The 16101-nt window shown below is 65.1% G+C and carries 17 protein-coding genes, 1 tRNA gene and 1 other RNA gene; 14 read left to right on the top strand and 5 right to left on the bottom strand.

Going from position 1 to position 16101, the window contains the following annotated elements:
- Positions 1 to 507: 507 nt before the first annotated feature.
- The 8 genes from ACR65K_RS06905 (at position 508) to ACR65K_RS06870 (ending at position 6031) form a co-directional block, all read left to right on the top strand.
- Positions 508 to 927 (top strand): DUF3052 domain-containing protein, encoded by a 420-nt coding sequence (locus ACR65K_RS06905; RefSeq protein ID WP_056336822.1) that lies wholly within the window; start codon positions 508 to 510, stop codon positions 925 to 927.
- Positions 924 to 1418 (top strand): peroxiredoxin, encoded by a 495-nt coding sequence (locus ACR65K_RS06900; protein WP_440151912.1) that lies wholly within the window; start codon positions 924 to 926, stop codon positions 1416 to 1418. The genes ACR65K_RS06905 and ACR65K_RS06900 overlap by 4 nt, the downstream gene beginning before the upstream one ends.
- 13 nt (positions 1419 to 1431) lie before the next feature.
- A complete protein-coding gene (locus ACR65K_RS06895) occupies positions 1432 to 2352 on the top strand; it encodes an NAD-dependent protein deacetylase (protein WP_440151911.1) in 921 nt (306 codons plus the stop codon).
- A gap of 105 nt (positions 2353 to 2457) precedes the next feature.
- Positions 2458 to 2533, top strand: a tRNA-Val gene (locus ACR65K_RS06890).
- Between the two features lie 99 nt (positions 2534 to 2632).
- A complete protein-coding gene (locus tag ACR65K_RS06885; RefSeq protein ID WP_056336143.1) occupies positions 2633 to 2923 on the top strand; it encodes a hypothetical protein in 291 nt (96 codons plus the stop codon).
- A 341-nt stretch (positions 2924 to 3264) separates the two neighbouring features.
- Complete coding sequence (locus ACR65K_RS06880; RefSeq protein ID WP_440151935.1) at positions 3265 to 4194, top strand: NAD(P)-dependent oxidoreductase; 930 nt, start codon at positions 3265 to 3267, stop codon at positions 4192 to 4194.
- On the top strand, positions 4191 to 4961 hold the full coding sequence (locus ACR65K_RS06875) for an SDR family oxidoreductase (RefSeq protein WP_440151910.1): 771 nt from the start codon (positions 4191 to 4193) through the stop codon (positions 4959 to 4961). Before ACR65K_RS06880 ends, ACR65K_RS06875 begins: the two co-directional genes overlap by 4 nt.
- A complete protein-coding gene (locus ACR65K_RS06870) occupies positions 4961 to 6031 on the top strand; it encodes an L-idonate 5-dehydrogenase (RefSeq protein WP_440151908.1) in 1071 nt (356 codons plus the stop codon). The genes ACR65K_RS06875 and ACR65K_RS06870 overlap by 1 nt, the downstream gene beginning before the upstream one ends.
- On the opposite strand, the gene ACR65K_RS06865 is transcribed toward ACR65K_RS06870, so the two are convergent.
- Positions 6032 to 6757: a FadR/GntR family transcriptional regulator gene (locus tag ACR65K_RS06865; protein WP_440151907.1), complete on the bottom strand. Its 726-nt coding sequence runs from the start codon at positions 6755 to 6757 to the stop codon at positions 6032 to 6034.
- Positions 6758 to 6987: 230 nt separating this feature from the next.
- Here ACR65K_RS06865 and gnd point away from each other — a divergent pair, with 230 nt between their 5' ends.
- Positions 6988 to 8424, top strand: a complete 1437-nt coding sequence (gene gnd / locus ACR65K_RS06860) for an NADP-dependent phosphogluconate dehydrogenase (protein WP_056336151.1) — start codon at positions 6988 to 6990, stop codon at positions 8422 to 8424.
- Between the two features lie 108 nt (positions 8425 to 8532).
- On the opposite strand, the gene epsC is transcribed toward gnd, so the two are convergent.
- From epsC to msrA, 3 genes are all read right to left on the bottom strand, one after another.
- A complete protein-coding gene (gene epsC, locus ACR65K_RS06855; protein WP_056336154.1) occupies positions 8533 to 9117 on the bottom strand; it encodes a serine O-acetyltransferase EpsC in 585 nt (194 codons plus the stop codon).
- 39 nt (positions 9118 to 9156) lie between these two features.
- Complete coding sequence (cysK, locus tag ACR65K_RS06850; RefSeq protein ID WP_056336829.1) at positions 9157 to 10092, bottom strand: cysteine synthase A; 936 nt, start codon at positions 10090 to 10092, stop codon at positions 9157 to 9159.
- A gap of 65 nt (positions 10093 to 10157) precedes the next feature.
- Positions 10158 to 10682 (bottom strand): peptide-methionine (S)-S-oxide reductase MsrA, encoded by a 525-nt coding sequence (msrA, locus tag ACR65K_RS06845; protein WP_056336157.1) that lies wholly within the window; start codon positions 10680 to 10682, stop codon positions 10158 to 10160.
- Between the two features lie 100 nt (positions 10683 to 10782).
- Between msrA and ACR65K_RS06840 the strand changes: the two genes are divergently transcribed.
- Both ACR65K_RS06840 and ACR65K_RS06835 read left to right on the top strand, forming a co-directional pair.
- Entirely contained in the window at positions 10783 to 11706 is a 924-nt protein-coding gene (locus ACR65K_RS06840; RefSeq protein ID WP_440151904.1) for a Nif3-like dinuclear metal center hexameric protein, read from the top strand.
- A gap of 108 nt (positions 11707 to 11814) precedes the next feature.
- Positions 11815 to 12552, top strand: a complete 738-nt coding sequence (locus ACR65K_RS06835) for a zinc ribbon domain-containing protein (protein ID WP_440151903.1) — start codon at positions 11815 to 11817, stop codon at positions 12550 to 12552.
- An 8-nt stretch (positions 12553 to 12560) separates the two neighbouring features.
- On the opposite strand, the gene ACR65K_RS06830 is transcribed toward ACR65K_RS06835, so the two are convergent.
- A complete protein-coding gene (locus tag ACR65K_RS06830; RefSeq protein ID WP_440151902.1) occupies positions 12561 to 13325 on the bottom strand; it encodes a YaaA family protein in 765 nt (254 codons plus the stop codon).
- Between the two features lie 57 nt (positions 13326 to 13382).
- Here ACR65K_RS06830 and rnpB point away from each other — a divergent pair.
- From rnpB to ACR65K_RS06815, 3 genes are all read left to right on the top strand, one after another.
- Positions 13383 to 13770: RNase P RNA component class A (gene rnpB, locus ACR65K_RS06825), an RNA gene on the top strand.
- Between the two features lie 44 nt (positions 13771 to 13814).
- Complete coding sequence (locus ACR65K_RS06820) at positions 13815 to 14348, top strand: TspO/MBR family protein (RefSeq protein ID WP_440151901.1); 534 nt, start codon at positions 13815 to 13817, stop codon at positions 14346 to 14348.
- A 272-nt stretch (positions 14349 to 14620) separates the two neighbouring features.
- Positions 14621 to 16099 carry a glyceraldehyde-3-phosphate dehydrogenase gene (locus tag ACR65K_RS06815; protein WP_082566809.1) on the top strand — a complete coding sequence of 493 codons (1479 nt, stop codon included), beginning with the start codon at positions 14621 to 14623 and terminating at the stop codon, positions 16097 to 16099.
- Positions 16100 to 16101 lie beyond the last annotated feature (2 nt).

The raw sequence follows: 16101 nt of genomic DNA, 5'->3' as shown, positions 1-16101 counted from the left end.
AGTCTCTTCCGGATCACGATCAGGCAGCTGGTTAGTCAACCCGCTGAGGATATGGGAGGTATCTTCTCCTGCAGCCACGTCCAACCTCTCTTTGCGCGCATGAATCGGCGCACTCAGGCCAGGCAGGGTGACTGCCCAGCGTACATACGCCGTGTGCGACGTATCGGTTACAACAGCCCGGGCATGTGTGCCGGGCAGCTTCCTAGCGCTCCTATGCCTGCACGAAAGTCACAAGGTTGTCGTCCCGCAGCCATAGTTGTCATCAGCCACTCTAGCCCTGACCGCTGCACGATGCGTAGCTGCGGGCCAGGTGCTGCAGTTGTATTTCGTTCGTCATACTGGTTGTGTGGCAAAAAGCCCTTTCCACCGGGATGCCGCAGCCGGATGTGACGCAGAATATGCGCAGTCCCGGGGGCGGCAGCTTGAAGCGCAGGCACAAAGGGTGTTGGCTTGGGGAGTAATGGAAATCACTATGCGCACCGCATGTATGAGGTATTGGAGGAACACGTGAGCGAGGCCGACGCCGCCACTTCGGTAAATGTGGCGGAAAAATTGGGTTTCAAAAACGGGGATCTGATTCAGGAGTTCGGTTACGACGATGATGTCGATTTCGACTTGCGTGACGATATTGAGGACCTCACCGGTTCCGAGTTGCTGGACGAGGACGACCACGAGGTAGCGGACGCCGTCATCCTCTGGTGGCGCGACGGCGACGGTGACCTGGTGGACAGCCTGATGGATTCCCTCACTACGCTGAGCGAAACCGGCGTTGTCTGGGTCCTTACCCCCAAGTCGGGCAGGGACGGCTACGTTTCGCCCGCGGACATCCAGGAAGCTGCACCCACCGCCGGGCTGCACGTCACCACATCAGCGGGAGTGTCAAAGGACTGGAGTGCAACCCGCCTGGTCAGCAGGAAGAACAAATGACGGCAGCGGTTGAAGCCGCTACTGCAGCTGCTCCTGCGCTGGGGGCAACAGCGCCTGACTTTGAGCTTGCCAACCAGTATGGCGAGCCCGTGAAGCTGTCATCCTTCCGGGGCCAAAACGTTGCGCTGGTCTTCTATCCGTTTGCTTTTTCCGGGATCTGTACCGGCGAGCTGTGCGAGATTCGGGACAACCTGGCCACATTCGAGGATTCAAACGCAGTGGTCCTGGCGGTGTCGGTGGACAGCAAGTTCAGCCTTCGTGCCTACGCGGCACAGGAAGGCTACACTTTCGACCTCCTTGCCGACTTCTGGCCGCACGGAGCCGTGGCCAGCGCCTACGGTGTGTTCGACGCCGACAGCGGCATGGCCAAGCGGGCCACCTTCATCATCGACAGGGACGGCAGGATCCGCTACAGCGTTGTGAATCCCCGCGGCCAGGCCCGGGACTTTGGGGAATACCGCGCAGCCCTGGCGGATTTGAAGCAGGACTGACAGGACTGGGCGCATGGCGGAGCAGCGGCGGGGGACAGGCCTTACCGGCTTTGCAAGCATGCCGCCGGTAGCCCCTGCTCCGCCCTCAGCTGATGACCTGGAAGTCTTGGCCAGGATCCGTAAGCTTCTTGCCGGCGCACCCTTCGCGTTGCTGACAGGCGCCGGCCTGAGCACTGATTCCGGCATCCCGGATTACCGTGGCCCGGACTCGCCGCCCCGGCGCCCCATGACCTACCAGGAGTTTATCCGGGATGCGGGCAACAGGCGTCGCTATTGGGCCAGGAACCATATCGGGTGGTCCCACATGCGGCACGCGGACCCGAACCAGGGGCACTATTCAGCGGCGGAGCTGGAACGCCGGGGTTACCTCACCGGCCTGATCACCCAGAACGTTGACCGCCTTCACCAGGACGCGGGCAGCTCCAACGTCGTGGACCTCCACGGCCGGTATGACCAGGTGATATGCCTGGACTGCGGGCGCACCTACACCCGGCGCCTGCTGGCCGGTGTCTTTGAAGAACTTAACCCCGGATTCCTGGAACGGGCAGCGGCCTCCGGGCTGGTGGAAATGGCCCCGGACGCTGACGCTACCGTGGAGGACCAGGCCCTCATCGGCAGCTTCGTGGTGCCTGTCTGTCCTGCCTGCGGCGGGACCCTGAAGCCGGACTTTGTGTACTTCGGGGAAAATGTGCCCAAGGACAGGGTGGAGCGTTCCTACGCCATGGTGGACCGTGCGGCCGCGCTGGTGGTGGCCGGCTCATCCCTGACGGTCATGAGCGGCCTTCGGTTCGTGCGGCACGCCGCCAAGGAGTCCAAGCCGGTGGTGATCATCAACCGGGGCACCACGCGGGGTGATGACAAGGCGACCATCAAGCTCGAAACCGGAGTCAGCCAGGCGCTAAGGTACCTCGCCGCTGAACTTCCCTCCCTATAGGGCCGCCCGAACCGGTTCGGGGCCACGGATTCGCGTTTCAGGTCCACTGTCGGGTAGAGTTTATGTTCGTTGGTTGCGGCGTTACCGCCGGAAACCGCGTGTTTTGGGTCTTTAGCTCAGCTGGTAGAGCGCCACGTTTACACCGTGGATGTCATCGGTTCGATCCCGGTAGGACCCACCAAAACACACCCCGCTGTCCCAGCCTTTCCGGCGTGGACGGCGGGGTTTTTTGTTGGGCGCCTCCTGCCCCGTTGTCAGACCCCTGCCATAGCTTTCAGGGATGGAACACGTCATAGTGCACACAGACAGCAACGGCATGCCGACGGCGGTGTTGAGCGGGGGCAGGGAATGGTCAGTGGGTGCCGAGCCAGTCAGATGGTTTGAGCGCATCAACTGGTGGGAAACCAGCCGGCGGATGCCGAAGGGCACCAGCGGTGTGGATGTCGAGGTCCTGCAGCTGCAGGTGAGGCTCGGTAGAAACAGCAATTCAGCTTTGACCACCCTGTACCTCCAGCGCGATGGACTGGGCGGGGGCTGGCGGCTCAGGGAAACGGCGGCGGGTGCGGCCTGACCAACCCGCAGCCGGGCTGTTTTCCCGGTCATCCTGGCTTTGGGTGCTGCTGTTTTCGGGCATTGGAAAACCCTCCACCGCGACTATTGGGGGATGCCGCGGTGGAGGGCCTGAGACGAATATACCGTGAACTTCCGGAAACAAAAAGTCATGCGGCGGATCGGAACGTCGCAATTCGTCCGCTTACGCAGGGCGCGAGTGGCCGGCGGGGAACTGCTGACCTGGGGGAGGTTCAGTTCATGGCAAGGACGCCGCTGCCAGAAGGCAAGAGTTCACCATGCTGAATTGTGACTAGAATATTGAACGATTCGGTTTTGGGCACGATGATGTGGGGGCTGGGCATGGAGGACAAACGGGCAGGCTTCGTTGGCTTGGGGCTGATGGGCAACCTCATGGCCGCCAATGCCATCAGCGCGGGATGGCAAGTCAGCGGCTGGAACCGGTCGCCGGACGCGCTCTCCCGGCTGCAGGACCTCGGCGGTGTGGCCGTGGCGCGGATCGCAGACATGCGGCACCTTCCCACCATCGTTTTCATGCTGCCAGACCTGCCCCACATCGAGGAAGCGGCACGTGGGCTCCTGGAAAGCTGGGAACAGAATCCGCCGGCGCCGCATACTGTCCTGCTGGTCATGAGCAGCGTCTCGCCCACCGGTATCCAGGAGTTCGGCCGCCGCGTCCGGGAGGTCAGCGCGGGCAATGCGCAGGTGGTGGATGCGCCCGTCAGTGGAGGCACCAAGGGCGCCGCAGACGGCACGCTGGCCATCATGGCCGGCGCCGATGACGAAGAGGCGTTCCACCGCGTGGAGCCCCTGCTGAGGTCCATGGGAACCATGGTGCGTCACCTTGGCCCCCTCGGCGCAGGGTCACTTGCCAAGGCCTGCAACCAGTTGGTGGTGGGGACCACGACGGCGGCGCTTGCCGAAGCTGCCGAACTCGCCGAACGTTCAGGGCTCGACCCTACGGCACTTTTCGAGGTCCTGGCCGGGGGCCTTGCTGCCAGCAGGGTCCTTGACATCGTGGGCCCGCGCCTCGCTGCCAAGGATTACACTCCCACCGGACCGGCAAAATTCATGCACAAGGACCTTTCCTTTGTGCTGGCCGCTGCAGGGGCGGTGGGCGCGGTGACCCCCATGGCGGCCGCCGGCGTCGAACTCTACGCGGAGCTTAAGCGCCAGAGCCTCGGCGACCAGGACCTCGCGGTGGTCCGCCAAGCAATTTCCAACCTCAGTCACGGAGCTGCGCAAGCGGCGGAAGGAACCGTTGCACCATGAGTTCTATGTTTGACCTGACCGGAAAGGTTGCCCTTGTCACGGGTTCCAGCCGGGGGATCGGTAACGCGTTGGCCAGGGCGTTGGCCGACGCCGGAGCAACAGTTGTGTTGAACGGCATCAGCGAGGAACGGCTCAAGGCTGCCGCGGCGGCGATGCCTTCGGGCTTCGCCCCGGGCCGGATACACAGCGTTGCCTTTGATGTCACTGACGATGCCGCGGCTGCCCGTGGGGTGGCGTGGGTGGAGGAGCATGTGGGTCCGTTGGAGATCCTGGTGAACAACGCCGGGATCCAGCACCGGGTGCCCATGCTGGACCTGGACGTGAAGGACTGGGAACGGGTGATTTCCACCGACCTCACCAGTGCCTTCCTGGTGGGCCGGGAGGCTGCCCGGTTCATGATCCCGCGCGGGCACGGGAAGATCATTAACATCTGCTCGGTGCAGACGGACCTGGCCCGGCCTACCATCGCGCCCTATGTTGCGGCCAAGGGTGGACTGCGGAACCTCACCCGGGCCATGACCGCGGAGTGGGCCGGGTCCGGGCTGCAGATCAATGGGATCGCACCCGGGTACATCCACACCGAGATGACGCAGAACCTGGTGGATGACGAGCAGTTCAATTCCTGGATCCTGGGCCGAACCCCGGCGAACCGGTGGGGGACCGTGCAGGACCTGGCCGGGCCGGCGGTGTGGCTGGCCTCGAGTGGGTCTGACTTCGTGAACGGGCAGACGATCTTTATCGACGGCGGAATGACGGTGGTGGTCTGATGGCACAGCAAAACCCGGTCCTTCCCGTAACCGGCCCGGCCGTGGTGGCCCACGCCAAGGGCGACCTGCGGATCGATGACGTGACCCTCGCCGCTCCGGCCCCTGATGAGGCCGTGGTGGAGGTGAGCTACGGCGGGATCTGCGGTTCGGACCTGCATTACTGGCTGCACGGCGCCGCGGGCGAGTCCATCCTGAAGGCCCCGCTGGTGCTGGGTCATGAGATTTCCGGGACCGTGGTCCGTGCCGCCGCTGACGGCAGCGGGCCGGCCGCGGGTATTCCGGTGGCGGTGCACCCGGCCACACGGGCCACACCCGGGCCCGGAGCTGCCCGGTACCCGGCGGACCGGCCCAACCTCTCGCCGGGCTGCACCTACCTGGGCAGCGCCGCCCGGTTCCCGCATAAAGACGGCGCATTCAGCAGGTACGTGAACCTCCCGGCCCGGATGCTCCGGCCCGTGCCGGACAGCATTGATTTGCGCACCGCCGCCCTGATCGAGCCGGCCTCCGTCGCCTGGCATGCGGTGGCCAGGGCCGGGGATGTGGCCGGCAAGTCCGCGCTGGTAATTGGCAGCGGCCCTATCGGCGCCCTGGCCGTCGCTGTCCTGAAGCGGGCCGGCGCTGTCCGCATCACCGCCGTCGACATGCACGACAAACCCCTGGAAATCGCCCAGGCCGTGGGAGCGGACCAGGTGATCACCGCCGGCGACGCCGAGGCAATCGCCGCAGTGGAGGCCGACGTCGTGATCGAGTCCTCCGGCAACCACCACGGACTCGCCTCCGCCATCCAGGGCGCCGCCCGGGGCGGCACCGTCGTGATGGTGGGCCTGCTGCCCGCCGGACCGCAGCCGGTACTGATCTCCCTGGCCATCACCCGGGAACTCGAGCTCAAGGGTTCGTTCCGGTTCAACGACGAGATCGACGACGTCATCGCCGCCCTCGCTGACGGCTCGCTCCACATCAACCTCGTCATCACCCACGAATACCCGGTTCAGGACGCGCTGGAAGCCTTCGCCGTGGCCCGGAACTCCGCCGAATCCGGCAAAGTCCTACTCAGCTTCGGCGGCAGCTGATCACTGCCGAACAGGGATGAAGACACGTGGCTGCTCCGTCCAGGTGTCGGCCATCTGCGACATGGTCCGCCGCATGATCCGGTCCGAGGCCTGACGCGCAGAGACGGCATCGCCGCTGGCAATCGCCTGAGCCACATCCTCGTGCCACTGGAGTGCGGCCTGGTGCGGATGGTCCGGCATCAGCCCATGGACGGTGCGGCCCGTCAGGGTCTCGGCCACCTGCCCCATGAGGTTGGCGAACATCTCGTTGCCGGAGCCCGAAAGCAGCAGGGAGTGGAACCGGATGTCCAGTTCCAGGAAGCGCGCAACTTCACCGTTGTTGCCGGCCTCGCGCATTGCACGCGCCACGTCCACGAGCTCCATCCGCAGCGCGGCCGGGGCATTCTGGGCGGCCAGTTCGGCGGCTGCGGGTTCCACCGCAGCGCGCAGTTCGGCGAGGGAACGCAGCTGGGCGCCACGGGCGTCGCTCGCAAGCCGCCAGCGGATGACCTGCGAGTCGAAAGGATTCCAGCGGCTTGCCGGCAGCACCCGGATGCCCACCCGCTTGGTGGTTTCCACTAGGCCGAGCGACTGCAAAACCCGCACGGCCTCCCGGATCACGGAGCGGGAAACCTTCAGCTCATCCTCCAGCTGCTCGGCGAGCATGACGTGGCCGGCAGGGAGATCCCCCGAGATAATGCGGGTGCCAAGGTTCTCGATGGCACGGTGGTGGAGGCTGCTGGTCATGCTGCTAAGCCTAGTTGCTGGCACCCGCCCGGTTTCGCCTGTACCGCTGCCGGCGGGCTATCGGAGGGCCCAGCCCTAAACTGGCACCGACACAATATGTTCCATTACGCCGCCGTTACTTTCGCGTCACCGCGAGAATATATATGCTTTATTCCGACCCCCTGATACGTCCCGGCGTCTTCCCGCCCGTGGAACCGGCACCCGGGGCTAACAATGAATTGGAGTTATTGATGTCTGCACACATCGGTGTCACCGGCCTCGCCGTCATGGGCGCCAACCTTGCCCGCAACCTCGCCCGCAACGGATTCACCGTTGCCCTGCACAACAGGTCGGTGGAGAAGACGGACGCGCTGCTGGAGAAGCACGGCTCGGAAGGAGACTTCATCCGGACCGAAACCCTCCAGGAACTGGTGGACTCCCTGGAGAAGCCCCGCCGCGTGCTCATCATGGTCAAGGCCGGCAAGCCCGTGGATTCGGTCATCGAGCAGCTCGAGCCGCTGCTGGAGCCGGGCGACATCATCATCGATGCCGGCAACTCCCACTACGAGGACACCCGCCGCCGGGAGGCCGCGCTGGCCAAAAAGGACCTGCACTTCGTGGGCGTCGGTGTCTCCGGCGGCGAAGAGGGCGCGCTGAACGGCCCCTCCATCATGCCCGGCGGCTCCAAGGAGTCCTACAAGGCCCTCGGCCCGCTGCTGGAAAAGATCTCCGCAAAGGTCGACGGCGAGCCCTGCTGCGCGTGGATCGGCACCGACGGCGCGGGCCACTTCGTCAAAATGGTCCACAACGGCATCGAATACGCCGACATGCAGGTCATTGGTGAGGCCTTCGACCTGCTCCGCTCCGGCGCCGGCATCGAGCCCGCCGAGCAGGCAAAGATCTTCTCCGAGTGGAACCAGGGCGAGCTGTCCTCCTTCCTGATCGAGATCTCCGCCGAGGTCCTGGCACATGTGGACGCCAGGACCGGCAAACCGTTCGTCGACGTCGTCGTCGACGCCGCCGGCCAGAAGGGCACGGGCCGCTGGACCGTTATCTCCGCCCTGGAACTGGGCTCGCCGGTTTCCGGCATCGCCGAATCCGTCTTCGCCCGGGCCCTCTCCTCCCAGGCCGCGCAGCGCAAGCTGGGCCAGGAACTGCTGGCAGGCAACGAGGCCGACGTCGAAATCCCCGAGACGTTCGTTGAGGACGTCCGCCAGGCGCTCTACGCCTCCAAGCTGGTCTCCTACGCCCAGGGCCTGGACATGCTGACCTCGGCAGCCAGGGAATACGGCTGGGAGCTGAAGCTGGACGAGATCGCCTCCCTGTGGCGCGCCGGCTGCATCATCCGCGCCGAGCTCCTCAAGGACATCACCAAGGCATACGCCGCGGACGAGAAGCCGGCAAACCTGCTGTTCGCCCCGGCGTTCACCAAGGCCATCGCCGACGCCCTGCCGGCCTGGCGCCGGGTTGTTGCCACCGCGGTCCAGCTCGGCATCCCGGTGCCGGTGTTCTCCTCATCGCTGGCGTACTACGACGGCCTGCGCCGCAAGCGCGTGGCCGCCGCCCTGATCCAGGGCCAGCGCGACCTCTTCGGTGCGCACACCTACGGCCGCATCGACACCGAGGGAACCTTCCACACCCTCTGGGGCGAGGACAAGTCCGAAATTGAAGCGGTGGACACGCACTAGGTTCCGCTGCAGTTACGCAAGAGGCGGGCAGTCTCCGGTGATCCGGAAACTGCCCGCCTTTTGTTGTCATGCGCTTGCTGGACGGCCTCAGGCCTGATCAGCGCACGGTTAGAGATGGTATTCGATCTCGTACTCAGCCGGGTCCACGGCGGGCTTGGTTTCCCGCTGCGCGTCCCGGTGTCTCCATTTGGCAGGAACACCGGTAAGGATCGATTCCGGCGGCGCGTCCTTGACCACGACGGCGTTGGCCCCCACGGCACTGTCCCGGCCGATGGTGATGGGCCCCAGGACCTTCGCACCCGCACCGATGGTGACCCGGTCCCCGATGGTGGGGTGGCGCTTGATCCTCGCCAGTGAACGCCCGCCAAGGGTGACACCGTGGTAGATCATCACGTCCTCGCCGATCTCTGCGGTTTCGCCGATGACCACACCCATGCCGTGGTCAATGAAGAACCGCCGGCCGATCGTGGCCCCGGGATGGATCTCAATGCCGGTCCAGGACCGGCCCAGCTGGGACAGGAGGCGCGCCGGGAACCGCAGCGACGGGTTTTGCCACATGCGGTGCGTCAGCCGGTGGATCCAGATGGCATGCAGGCCGGAATAGGCGAAAAAGTTCTCAAAAGAACCTCGAGCCGCCGGGTCGTGGGACCGGGCGGCGTCGAGGTCTTCCTTCAGTCTTGCAAAAAAGCCCACAAAGTTCTTTCTACAGGAAACAGGCGGAGGGCGGTCTGATCAGCCGCGGATGTCGTCATAGAGCACGGTGGAGATGTAACGCTCACCGAAGTCGCACACGACCGCCACGATCAGTTTCCCGGCGTTTTCCGGGCGCTTGGCCAGTTCCAGGGCGGCCCAGACGATTGCTCCGGAGGAAATGCCGCCCAGGATGCCTTCCTTGATGCCAAGCTCGCGGGCTACGCGGACAGAGTCCTCAAGGGTGGCGTCGATGACCTCGTCGTAAACGTTGGTGTCCAGCAGTTCCGGGATGAAGTTGGCGCCCAGTCCCTGGATCTTATGCGGGCCGGGGGCTCCGCCGTTAAGGATGGGGGAGTCCTTGGGCTCCACGGCCACGATCTGCACGCCGGGCTTGCGTTCCTTCAGCACCTGTCCGACGCCGGTGATGGTTCCGCCGGTGCCGATGCCTGCAACGAAGATGTCCACGGCGCCGTCGGTGTCTTCCCAGACTTCCTCGGCGGTGGTCCTGCGGTGGATCTCCGGGTTGGCCTCATTGGCGAACTGCTGGGCCCAGATGGAGTTCTCGGTGTTGGCCACGATTTCCTGGGCCTTTTCCACGGCGCCACGCATGCCCTCGGAGCCCGGGGTGAGAACGATCTCGGCACCGAAGGCGCGCAGCATGACCCGGCGCTCGGTGGACATGGTCTCGGGCATGGTGAGGATGACCTTGTACCCGCGGGCGGCACCCACCATGGCCAGGGCGATGCCCGTGTTGCCGGAGGTGCCTTCGACGATGGTCCCGCCCGGCTTCAGGGCGCCGGACTTTTCGGCGGCGTCAATGATGGCAACACCGATGCGGTCCTTGACGCTGTTGGCCGGGTTGTAGAACTCCAGCTTCACGGCAACGGTGGCGTCCAGCCCCTCGCTGAGCCGGTTCAGCCGGACCAGCGGGGTCCCGCCCACCAGTTGCGTCACATCGTCATAGATCCGTGCCATGTACATACGCCTATCTCTAAGGGGTGGATACTGAGGTCAGCCTAACGAGGCCCTGTAACGACAGGCTAAGCGTTAAGCCATGCAGAGTAATATTTCCGGGCCTTGGCCAGCTTGGGGTTGATGATCACCTGGCAGTACCCCTGCTCCGGGTGCTTGGCGTAGTAGTTCTGGTGGAATTCCTCGGCAACGTAAAACCGCGGCAGGCGGCTGACCTCGGTGACGATCGGGTGCGGCCACAGGGCCTGGTTCCGTTCGATGGCTTCCTCGAACAGGATCTTCTCCTCGGTGGTCTCGTAGAACATCGAGGATCGGTACTGGGTGCCCACGTCGTATCCCTGCCGGTTCAGCGTAGTGGGGTCATGCAGGGCGAAGAACATGTCCAGGATGACTTCTGCAGGGATGACCTCCTCGTCGAACGTCACCGCCACCACCTCGGCATGGCCCGTGGTTCCGTTGCAGACCGAGTAGTAGTCGGGGTGCGGATCGTGCCCGCCGGTGTACCCGGACACCACGGAGGTGACGCCTTTGGTTTTCTGGTAGACGGCGTCAAGGCACCAGAAGCAGCCTCCGCCAAGAACAAAAGTTTTCATGACCTCTTCAATGGTTGGCGGGCCCGGATGATTCCCGGGCCGGCCGGCGCATTGATCGCAAACTGCGGTGGCCGGAAGCCGATGGGGTAAAACTAAGACTATGGAACCTGTGGACACCGACGCTACCGGCCGGGCAGATCACGACGGCAAAGCCTCCCCGGACACGCCGGCTCCGGCCGGTTCCGCGGACGCCCCCACGTTGGCCGAATTGCTCCTGGCGGTAGAGGAACTGTGGCCGGAGTCACTGGCGGAAAACTGGGACGAGGTGGGGCTGGTGGCAGGCCACCCGTCCGCCCCGGTGACCAAGGTGATGTTTGCGGTGGATCCCACACTGGAGGTCATCGACGAAGCCGTTGAGTGGGGAGCCGAGCTGCTCATCACCCATCACCCCCTGCTGCTGAAAGGCGTCACGTCGGTCGCCGCCACCTCCGCGAAGGGCCGCGCTGTCCACCGGCTCATCGAGTCGGGGACGGCACTGCTGACGGTGCACACCAACGGGGACTCCGCCGTCGGAGGCGTTTCCGATGTCCTGGCCGACGCCCTGGGCCTCCAGGACGTCGCGCCGCTCACGGTGGCGGCCAACGGACTGCCGGAGGAAGGCATCGGCAGGGTGGGCGACCTTGCGGACGCCATGAGCCTGGGCGACTTCGCGGCCCGGGTCTTCGGAATCCTTCCGTCCGTTGCCGGCGGAGTGCGGGTTTCCGGCGACAAGGACGGACTCGTCCGGCGCATAGCGGTATGCGGCGGTGCCGGCGATTCCCTCTTCAACGAGGTGCGGGCAAGCAACGCCGACGTCTATGTCACCGCGGACCTCCGCCACCACCCGGCATCGGAGGCGCGGGAGGCCGCCCTCAATGGACGGCCCTATTTGGTGGACGTCTCGCACTTTGCCAGTGAGTGGCTGTGGCTGCCGGCGGCCGCTGCAGCCCTGGGCAACGTCCTGGCCGACCAGGGCCATGAAGTGGAGATCCAGGTCAGCACCACCAACAGTGATCCGTGGGACTTCATCCTGACCCCCGGATAGTCGGACGGTGGGGATGCGGCACGGCGGGGGAGCAGGCCACGCGCTAGAGTCTAGGAAGCGCCGGTTCGGTGCCCGGCTGCGGCCGGAAGGGATTTAGCGGAGGTAACAGTGGCCAAGGCAGCACCGGCGGAACAGTTGAAGTTGCTCGAACTGCAGGGTCTGGATGCCCGGCTGAAGGGCCTCACCAACCGCCGCCGCACGCTGGAAAACGATCCCCGCATTACGGACCTTGAGGCCGCCCTGTCCGTTGCCAACGGGGAACTGGGCGCGGCCAAGGTGGCTGTGCACGACGCCGAGGCAGAGCTGAAGAGGGCCGAGGCGGACGTGGAACAGGTCGCCTCGCGCATTCAGCGCGATGAGGCCCGTCTGAACAGCGGCACTGGCCTGTCCAAGGACCTGGTGGCCCTCCAGAAAGACATCGCCTCACTCAACAAGCGGCGCTCGGACCTGGAGGACATTGAACTCAAGGTGATGGAGCGGCTCGACAGCCTGCGGGAACGGCAGGCAGCCCAGCAGCAGATTGTCGACGACATCCAGGGCTCCTTCGCCACCATCAGGGCAGAGTTGGACGCTGCCCTCGCCGAGGTCGAAACCGAAGCTGCAGGCCTTCGCGCCCAGCGTGCCGACTTCGCCGCGGCTTTGGATGCGGGCATGCTGGGAGTTTACGAAAAGACCCTCGCAAAACGCGGAGTGGGTGCCGCTCGGCTCTTCCACGGCACCTCCGAGGCCTCCGGCATGAAGCTCAGCCCCGGCGATCTCGCGGAGATCAAGGCCGCGGCCGCGGATGACATCGTGTTCTGCCCGGACTCAGGCGCCATCCTGGTCCGCTCCGACGAATGGTCCTGACCGGCTGATCAGCCCGGCAGGATGATGTTCAGGGCGTGCGGCCTACGGGCTGTGCCCGGCACCAGTTCGGCGTCCCATTTCTCCCGGGCAGCCTTCAAAAGGTCCGACGGCGCCGCCGGGGCTTTCCCGCGCCGTGTCAGCAGGTGCCGCGCCAGTTCGCCCCGGGTGTGCTTGGCAAAGTGGCTCACCACCTTGCGGACCCCACCGGCTTCCGTGAATACGTTCACCGTCACGGTCTGTTCCGGCGGCGGCGCCCAGGCGGCCGCGTAGGTGCTGGACCGGCAGTCCACCAGCAGGTGCCCCTGGGCCAGGGTGCCCAGTGTCTGACCAAGCTGTGCCTTCCAGAACGGAGCCAGCCGGCCGACGTCGGGCAGGGCGGTGCCCATGGAGAGCCGGTAGGCGGGGACGCTGTCGCCGAAGCGAAGGGCTCCCCACAGTGCGGAAATCACCAGGACGGATGCGTCCGCCTTGCGCCGCTGGGCGGGTGTCAGGCTCCGGTAGCCCAGCGCGTCGTAGAGGACGCCCGAGTAGATGCTGTGTGCAGGGGCGGCCGGTTCGGCATGCAGGCGGGTGTTGCGTTCAACATCTTCGCGCAGCGAGGCCCCCACGCCCAGCAGGGCCAGGGCGTCCTGGTGGGCGCTGGCCGTTCCCAACGCCTCGAGGACCTTGGCGCGGTACGGGTTGAGTTCCGGGAAGTCCAGCGAGGACCAGTCGACGGCGGGCCCACGGAGCGCAGGTGTCTTGCCTTCGGAAGGGGGAAGCAGAATCAGCACCGTCCGATCCTACCGGCGACAAAAGCGGCGTGCGGGCGCCGGTAGACTGGACGTGGATGGGACAGCCAGACGGCCGCGCGCCACGTAAGTGACTCGAGGAACGTCCGGGCTCCGCAGGGCAGGGTGGTGGGTAACGCCCACTCGGGGTAACCCGCAGGCCAGTGCCACAGAAAACAGACCGCCTGCATGTCCGGCTTTGGCCGGCAGGGCAGGTAAGGGTGAAACGGTGGTGTAAGAGACCACCAGCTTCCCGGGTGACCGGGAAGGCTAGGTAAACCCCACCCGGAGCAAGGCCAGACAGGACACGTTCGAGGGCTGCCCGCCCAAGTGTCCGGGTAGGCCGCTGGAGGGTGCCGGCAACGGTACTCGTAGATGGATGGCCGTCGCTCCCTTTTCCGGTAACGGGAGGGGAGAACAGAACCCGGCGTACCGGCTGTCCCATCCGCACACCGGGTTTGACCCCGGGCGCCGGGTTGGGGATGCTGGACCGTGCCCGTAATCCCTGATCCCCGTCGTGCGGCCCGGGCGGGCGTTCCCGGCGTCCGTTCCCAGATCTTTGCACTTGGTGGGTTCCTTGCGCTGTCCGCCGTTGCATGGCTTCTCGCATCGGTTCCGATCATCCTCAATTCCAACGGCTGGTATGCCGGTTCGGTGAAAGCACCGTGGATGCCGCCGTCGTGGATGTTCCGGACCACCTGGATGGTGCTGTACATCGGAGTGGCAGTAGCCGCGTGGCTGGTTTGGCGCAAGGGCGGCCTGACCGGAGGCACCCGTGCGGGCTACGCTGTCCAGCTGGTGCTCAACGCGGCGTGGCCGATGGCGTTTTTCGCCCTGTATCCAATGCTCGGTGCTGCCGCCCTCTGGGCCGCCTTCATGGTCATCTTCGCACTCGCAGCAACCCTGGCCTTCCTGGTCCTGCGGTTCGGGCCGGTGGACGCCGCCGCCGGTTTCCTGGTGCTGCCGTACTTTTCCTGGGTTGTCTTTTCCGCCAGCCTGAACCTCTATTCAGCCGTCCACAACTGAAGCCCGGCAACGGCAGGGGCCTCTGCAGGTCTGCGGCCATGTGAGTGAATTCACGCAGCACAAGCGTGTTCCCTGCAGCGGGCCAAATTAGAATGGTTCACGGACGCAGGAGTTCTACCGCCGAAAGTTGCGCCCGCAGCCGGCGGTTTTTCTTTGCACGCGATCCAGGCGCCTGGGGGCCATCCCTGCAGGCGCCGGTGCCCCTGGACATCATCAGGTGGCCTACATCCGTGTACGAGGACGTACACGGCTGAACCGAGGAAGGTATTTCTGTGAGCCAGACGTCTGATTCTTGTCTTGATACGTGGATGGGCCGGGAGGCCCTCGCCGAGGCCATGATCCCGGTTATCGGCAGGCTGTACCGCGAAAACAACGTGGTGACCAGCATCCACGGCCGGAGCCTGATCAACAAGTCCACCATGAACATCCTCAAGGCACACCGCTTCGCGCGCCGCATGAGCAAGGACGAACTGCTCCTGGAGGACACCGCACCCCTGCTGAACACGCTGGCCAACCTCGAGCTGGGCGCAGCCGCGATCGACATTGCCCGCCTGAACCAGAAGTTCAAGGAAGAAGGCAACGGCGCCACCCTTGAGGAATTCCTCCGCGCTGAGCTCGCCGAGATCGTTGGCAAGCGGGGCGGCGATGACCGCACCAGCACCGACGTCGTGCTCTATGGCTTTGGCCGCATCGGCCGGCTCCTGGCACGCATCCTCATTGAAAAGGCCGGTGGCGGCCACGGACTGCGCCTGCGCGCCATCGTTGTGCGCCGCGGATCGGACAACGACCTCTCCAAGCGCGCCAGCCTGCTGCGCCGCGACTCCGTCCACGGGTCCTTCGAGGGCACCATCCGGATTGACGAGGACGCCAACACCATTACCGCCAACGGCGTGCAGATCCAGGTGATCTACTCGAACGACCCCGCCACGATCGACTACACCGCCTACGGCATCAACAACGCCCTGGTGGTGGACAACACCGGCCGCTGGCGCGACGCCGAGGGGCTTTCCCAGCACCTGCAGAGCAAGGGCGTGGCACGCGTGCTCCTGACCGCGCCCGGCAAGGGTGAACTGAAGAACATCGTCCACGGCATCAACCACCGCGACATCACCGATTCAGACCGGATCGTCTCCGCGGCATCCTGCACCACCAACGCCATCACTCCGGTGCTGAAGGCCATCAACGACAAGTTCGGCGTGGTGCACGGGCACGTGGAAACCGTCCACTCCTTCACCAACGACCAGAACCTGATCGACAACTTCCACAAGGGTGACCGCCGCGGCCGCTCCGCAGCCCTGAACATGGTCATCACCGAAACCGGTGCCGCCAAGGCCGTGGCCAAGGCCCTGCCCGAACTGCTGGGCAAGCTGACCGGCAGCTCCATCCGCGTCCCCACCCCGGACGTTTCCCTGGCCATCCTCAACCTCAGCCTGGAGAACGGCACCACCAAGGACGAGGTCAACAACTACCTGCGCGAAATGTCGCTGCACTCAGACCTCCGGAAGCAGATCGACTACATCGATTCACCCGAGGTTGTTTCCACCGACTTCGTCGGCTCCCGCCGCGCAGGTATCGTCGACGGACTCGCTACGGTCTCCACGGACAAGAACCTGGTCCTCTACGTCTGGTACGACAACGAATTCGGCTACAGCTGCCAGGTGGTGCGCGTCATGGAGGAAATGGCCGGTGTGAACCCGCCGTCGTTCCCCGCCAAGGAAAGCGCCGCCGCCCTGGCTGCCATCGCCGTCTGACC

Source organism: Arthrobacter sp. SAFR-179 (genome assembly GCF_059414945.1).
The sequence above is the reverse complement of the archived record's forward strand: the minus strand, read 5'-3'. Positions and strand labels throughout refer to the sequence as shown.

Bases quoted from the DNA above. Each gene is read 5' to 3' on its own strand.
- ACR65K_RS06900 (WP_440151912.1), top strand. From the start codon at position 924: ATGACGGCAGCGGTTGAAGCCGCTACTGCAGCTGCTCCTGCGCTGGGG.
- ACR65K_RS06895 (WP_440151911.1), top strand. From the start codon at position 1,432: ATGGCGGAGCAGCGGCGGGGGACAGGCCTTACCGGCTTTGCAAGCATG.
- ACR65K_RS06885 (WP_056336143.1), top strand. From the start codon at position 2,633: ATGGAACACGTCATAGTGCACACAGACAGCAACGGCATGCCGACGGCG.
- ACR65K_RS06880 (WP_440151935.1), top strand. From the start codon at position 3,265: ATGGAGGACAAACGGGCAGGCTTCGTTGGCTTGGGGCTGATGGGCAAC.
- ACR65K_RS06875 (WP_440151910.1), top strand. From the start codon at position 4,191: ATGAGTTCTATGTTTGACCTGACCGGAAAGGTTGCCCTTGTCACGGGT.
- ACR65K_RS06870 (WP_440151908.1), top strand. From the start codon at position 4,961: ATGGCACAGCAAAACCCGGTCCTTCCCGTAACCGGCCCGGCCGTGGTG.
- ACR65K_RS06865 (WP_440151907.1), bottom strand. From the start codon at position 6,757: ATGACCAGCAGCCTCCACCACCGTGCCATCGAGAACCTTGGCACCCGC.
- gnd (WP_056336151.1), top strand. From the start codon at position 6,988: ATGTCTGCACACATCGGTGTCACCGGCCTCGCCGTCATGGGCGCCAAC.
- cysK (WP_056336829.1), bottom strand. From the start codon at position 10,092: ATGGCACGGATCTATGACGATGTGACGCAACTGGTGGGCGGGACCCCG.
- msrA (WP_056336157.1), bottom strand. From the start codon at position 10,682: ATGAAAACTTTTGTTCTTGGCGGAGGCTGCTTCTGGTGCCTTGACGCC.
- ACR65K_RS06840 (WP_440151904.1), top strand. From the start codon at position 10,783: ATGGAACCTGTGGACACCGACGCTACCGGCCGGGCAGATCACGACGGC.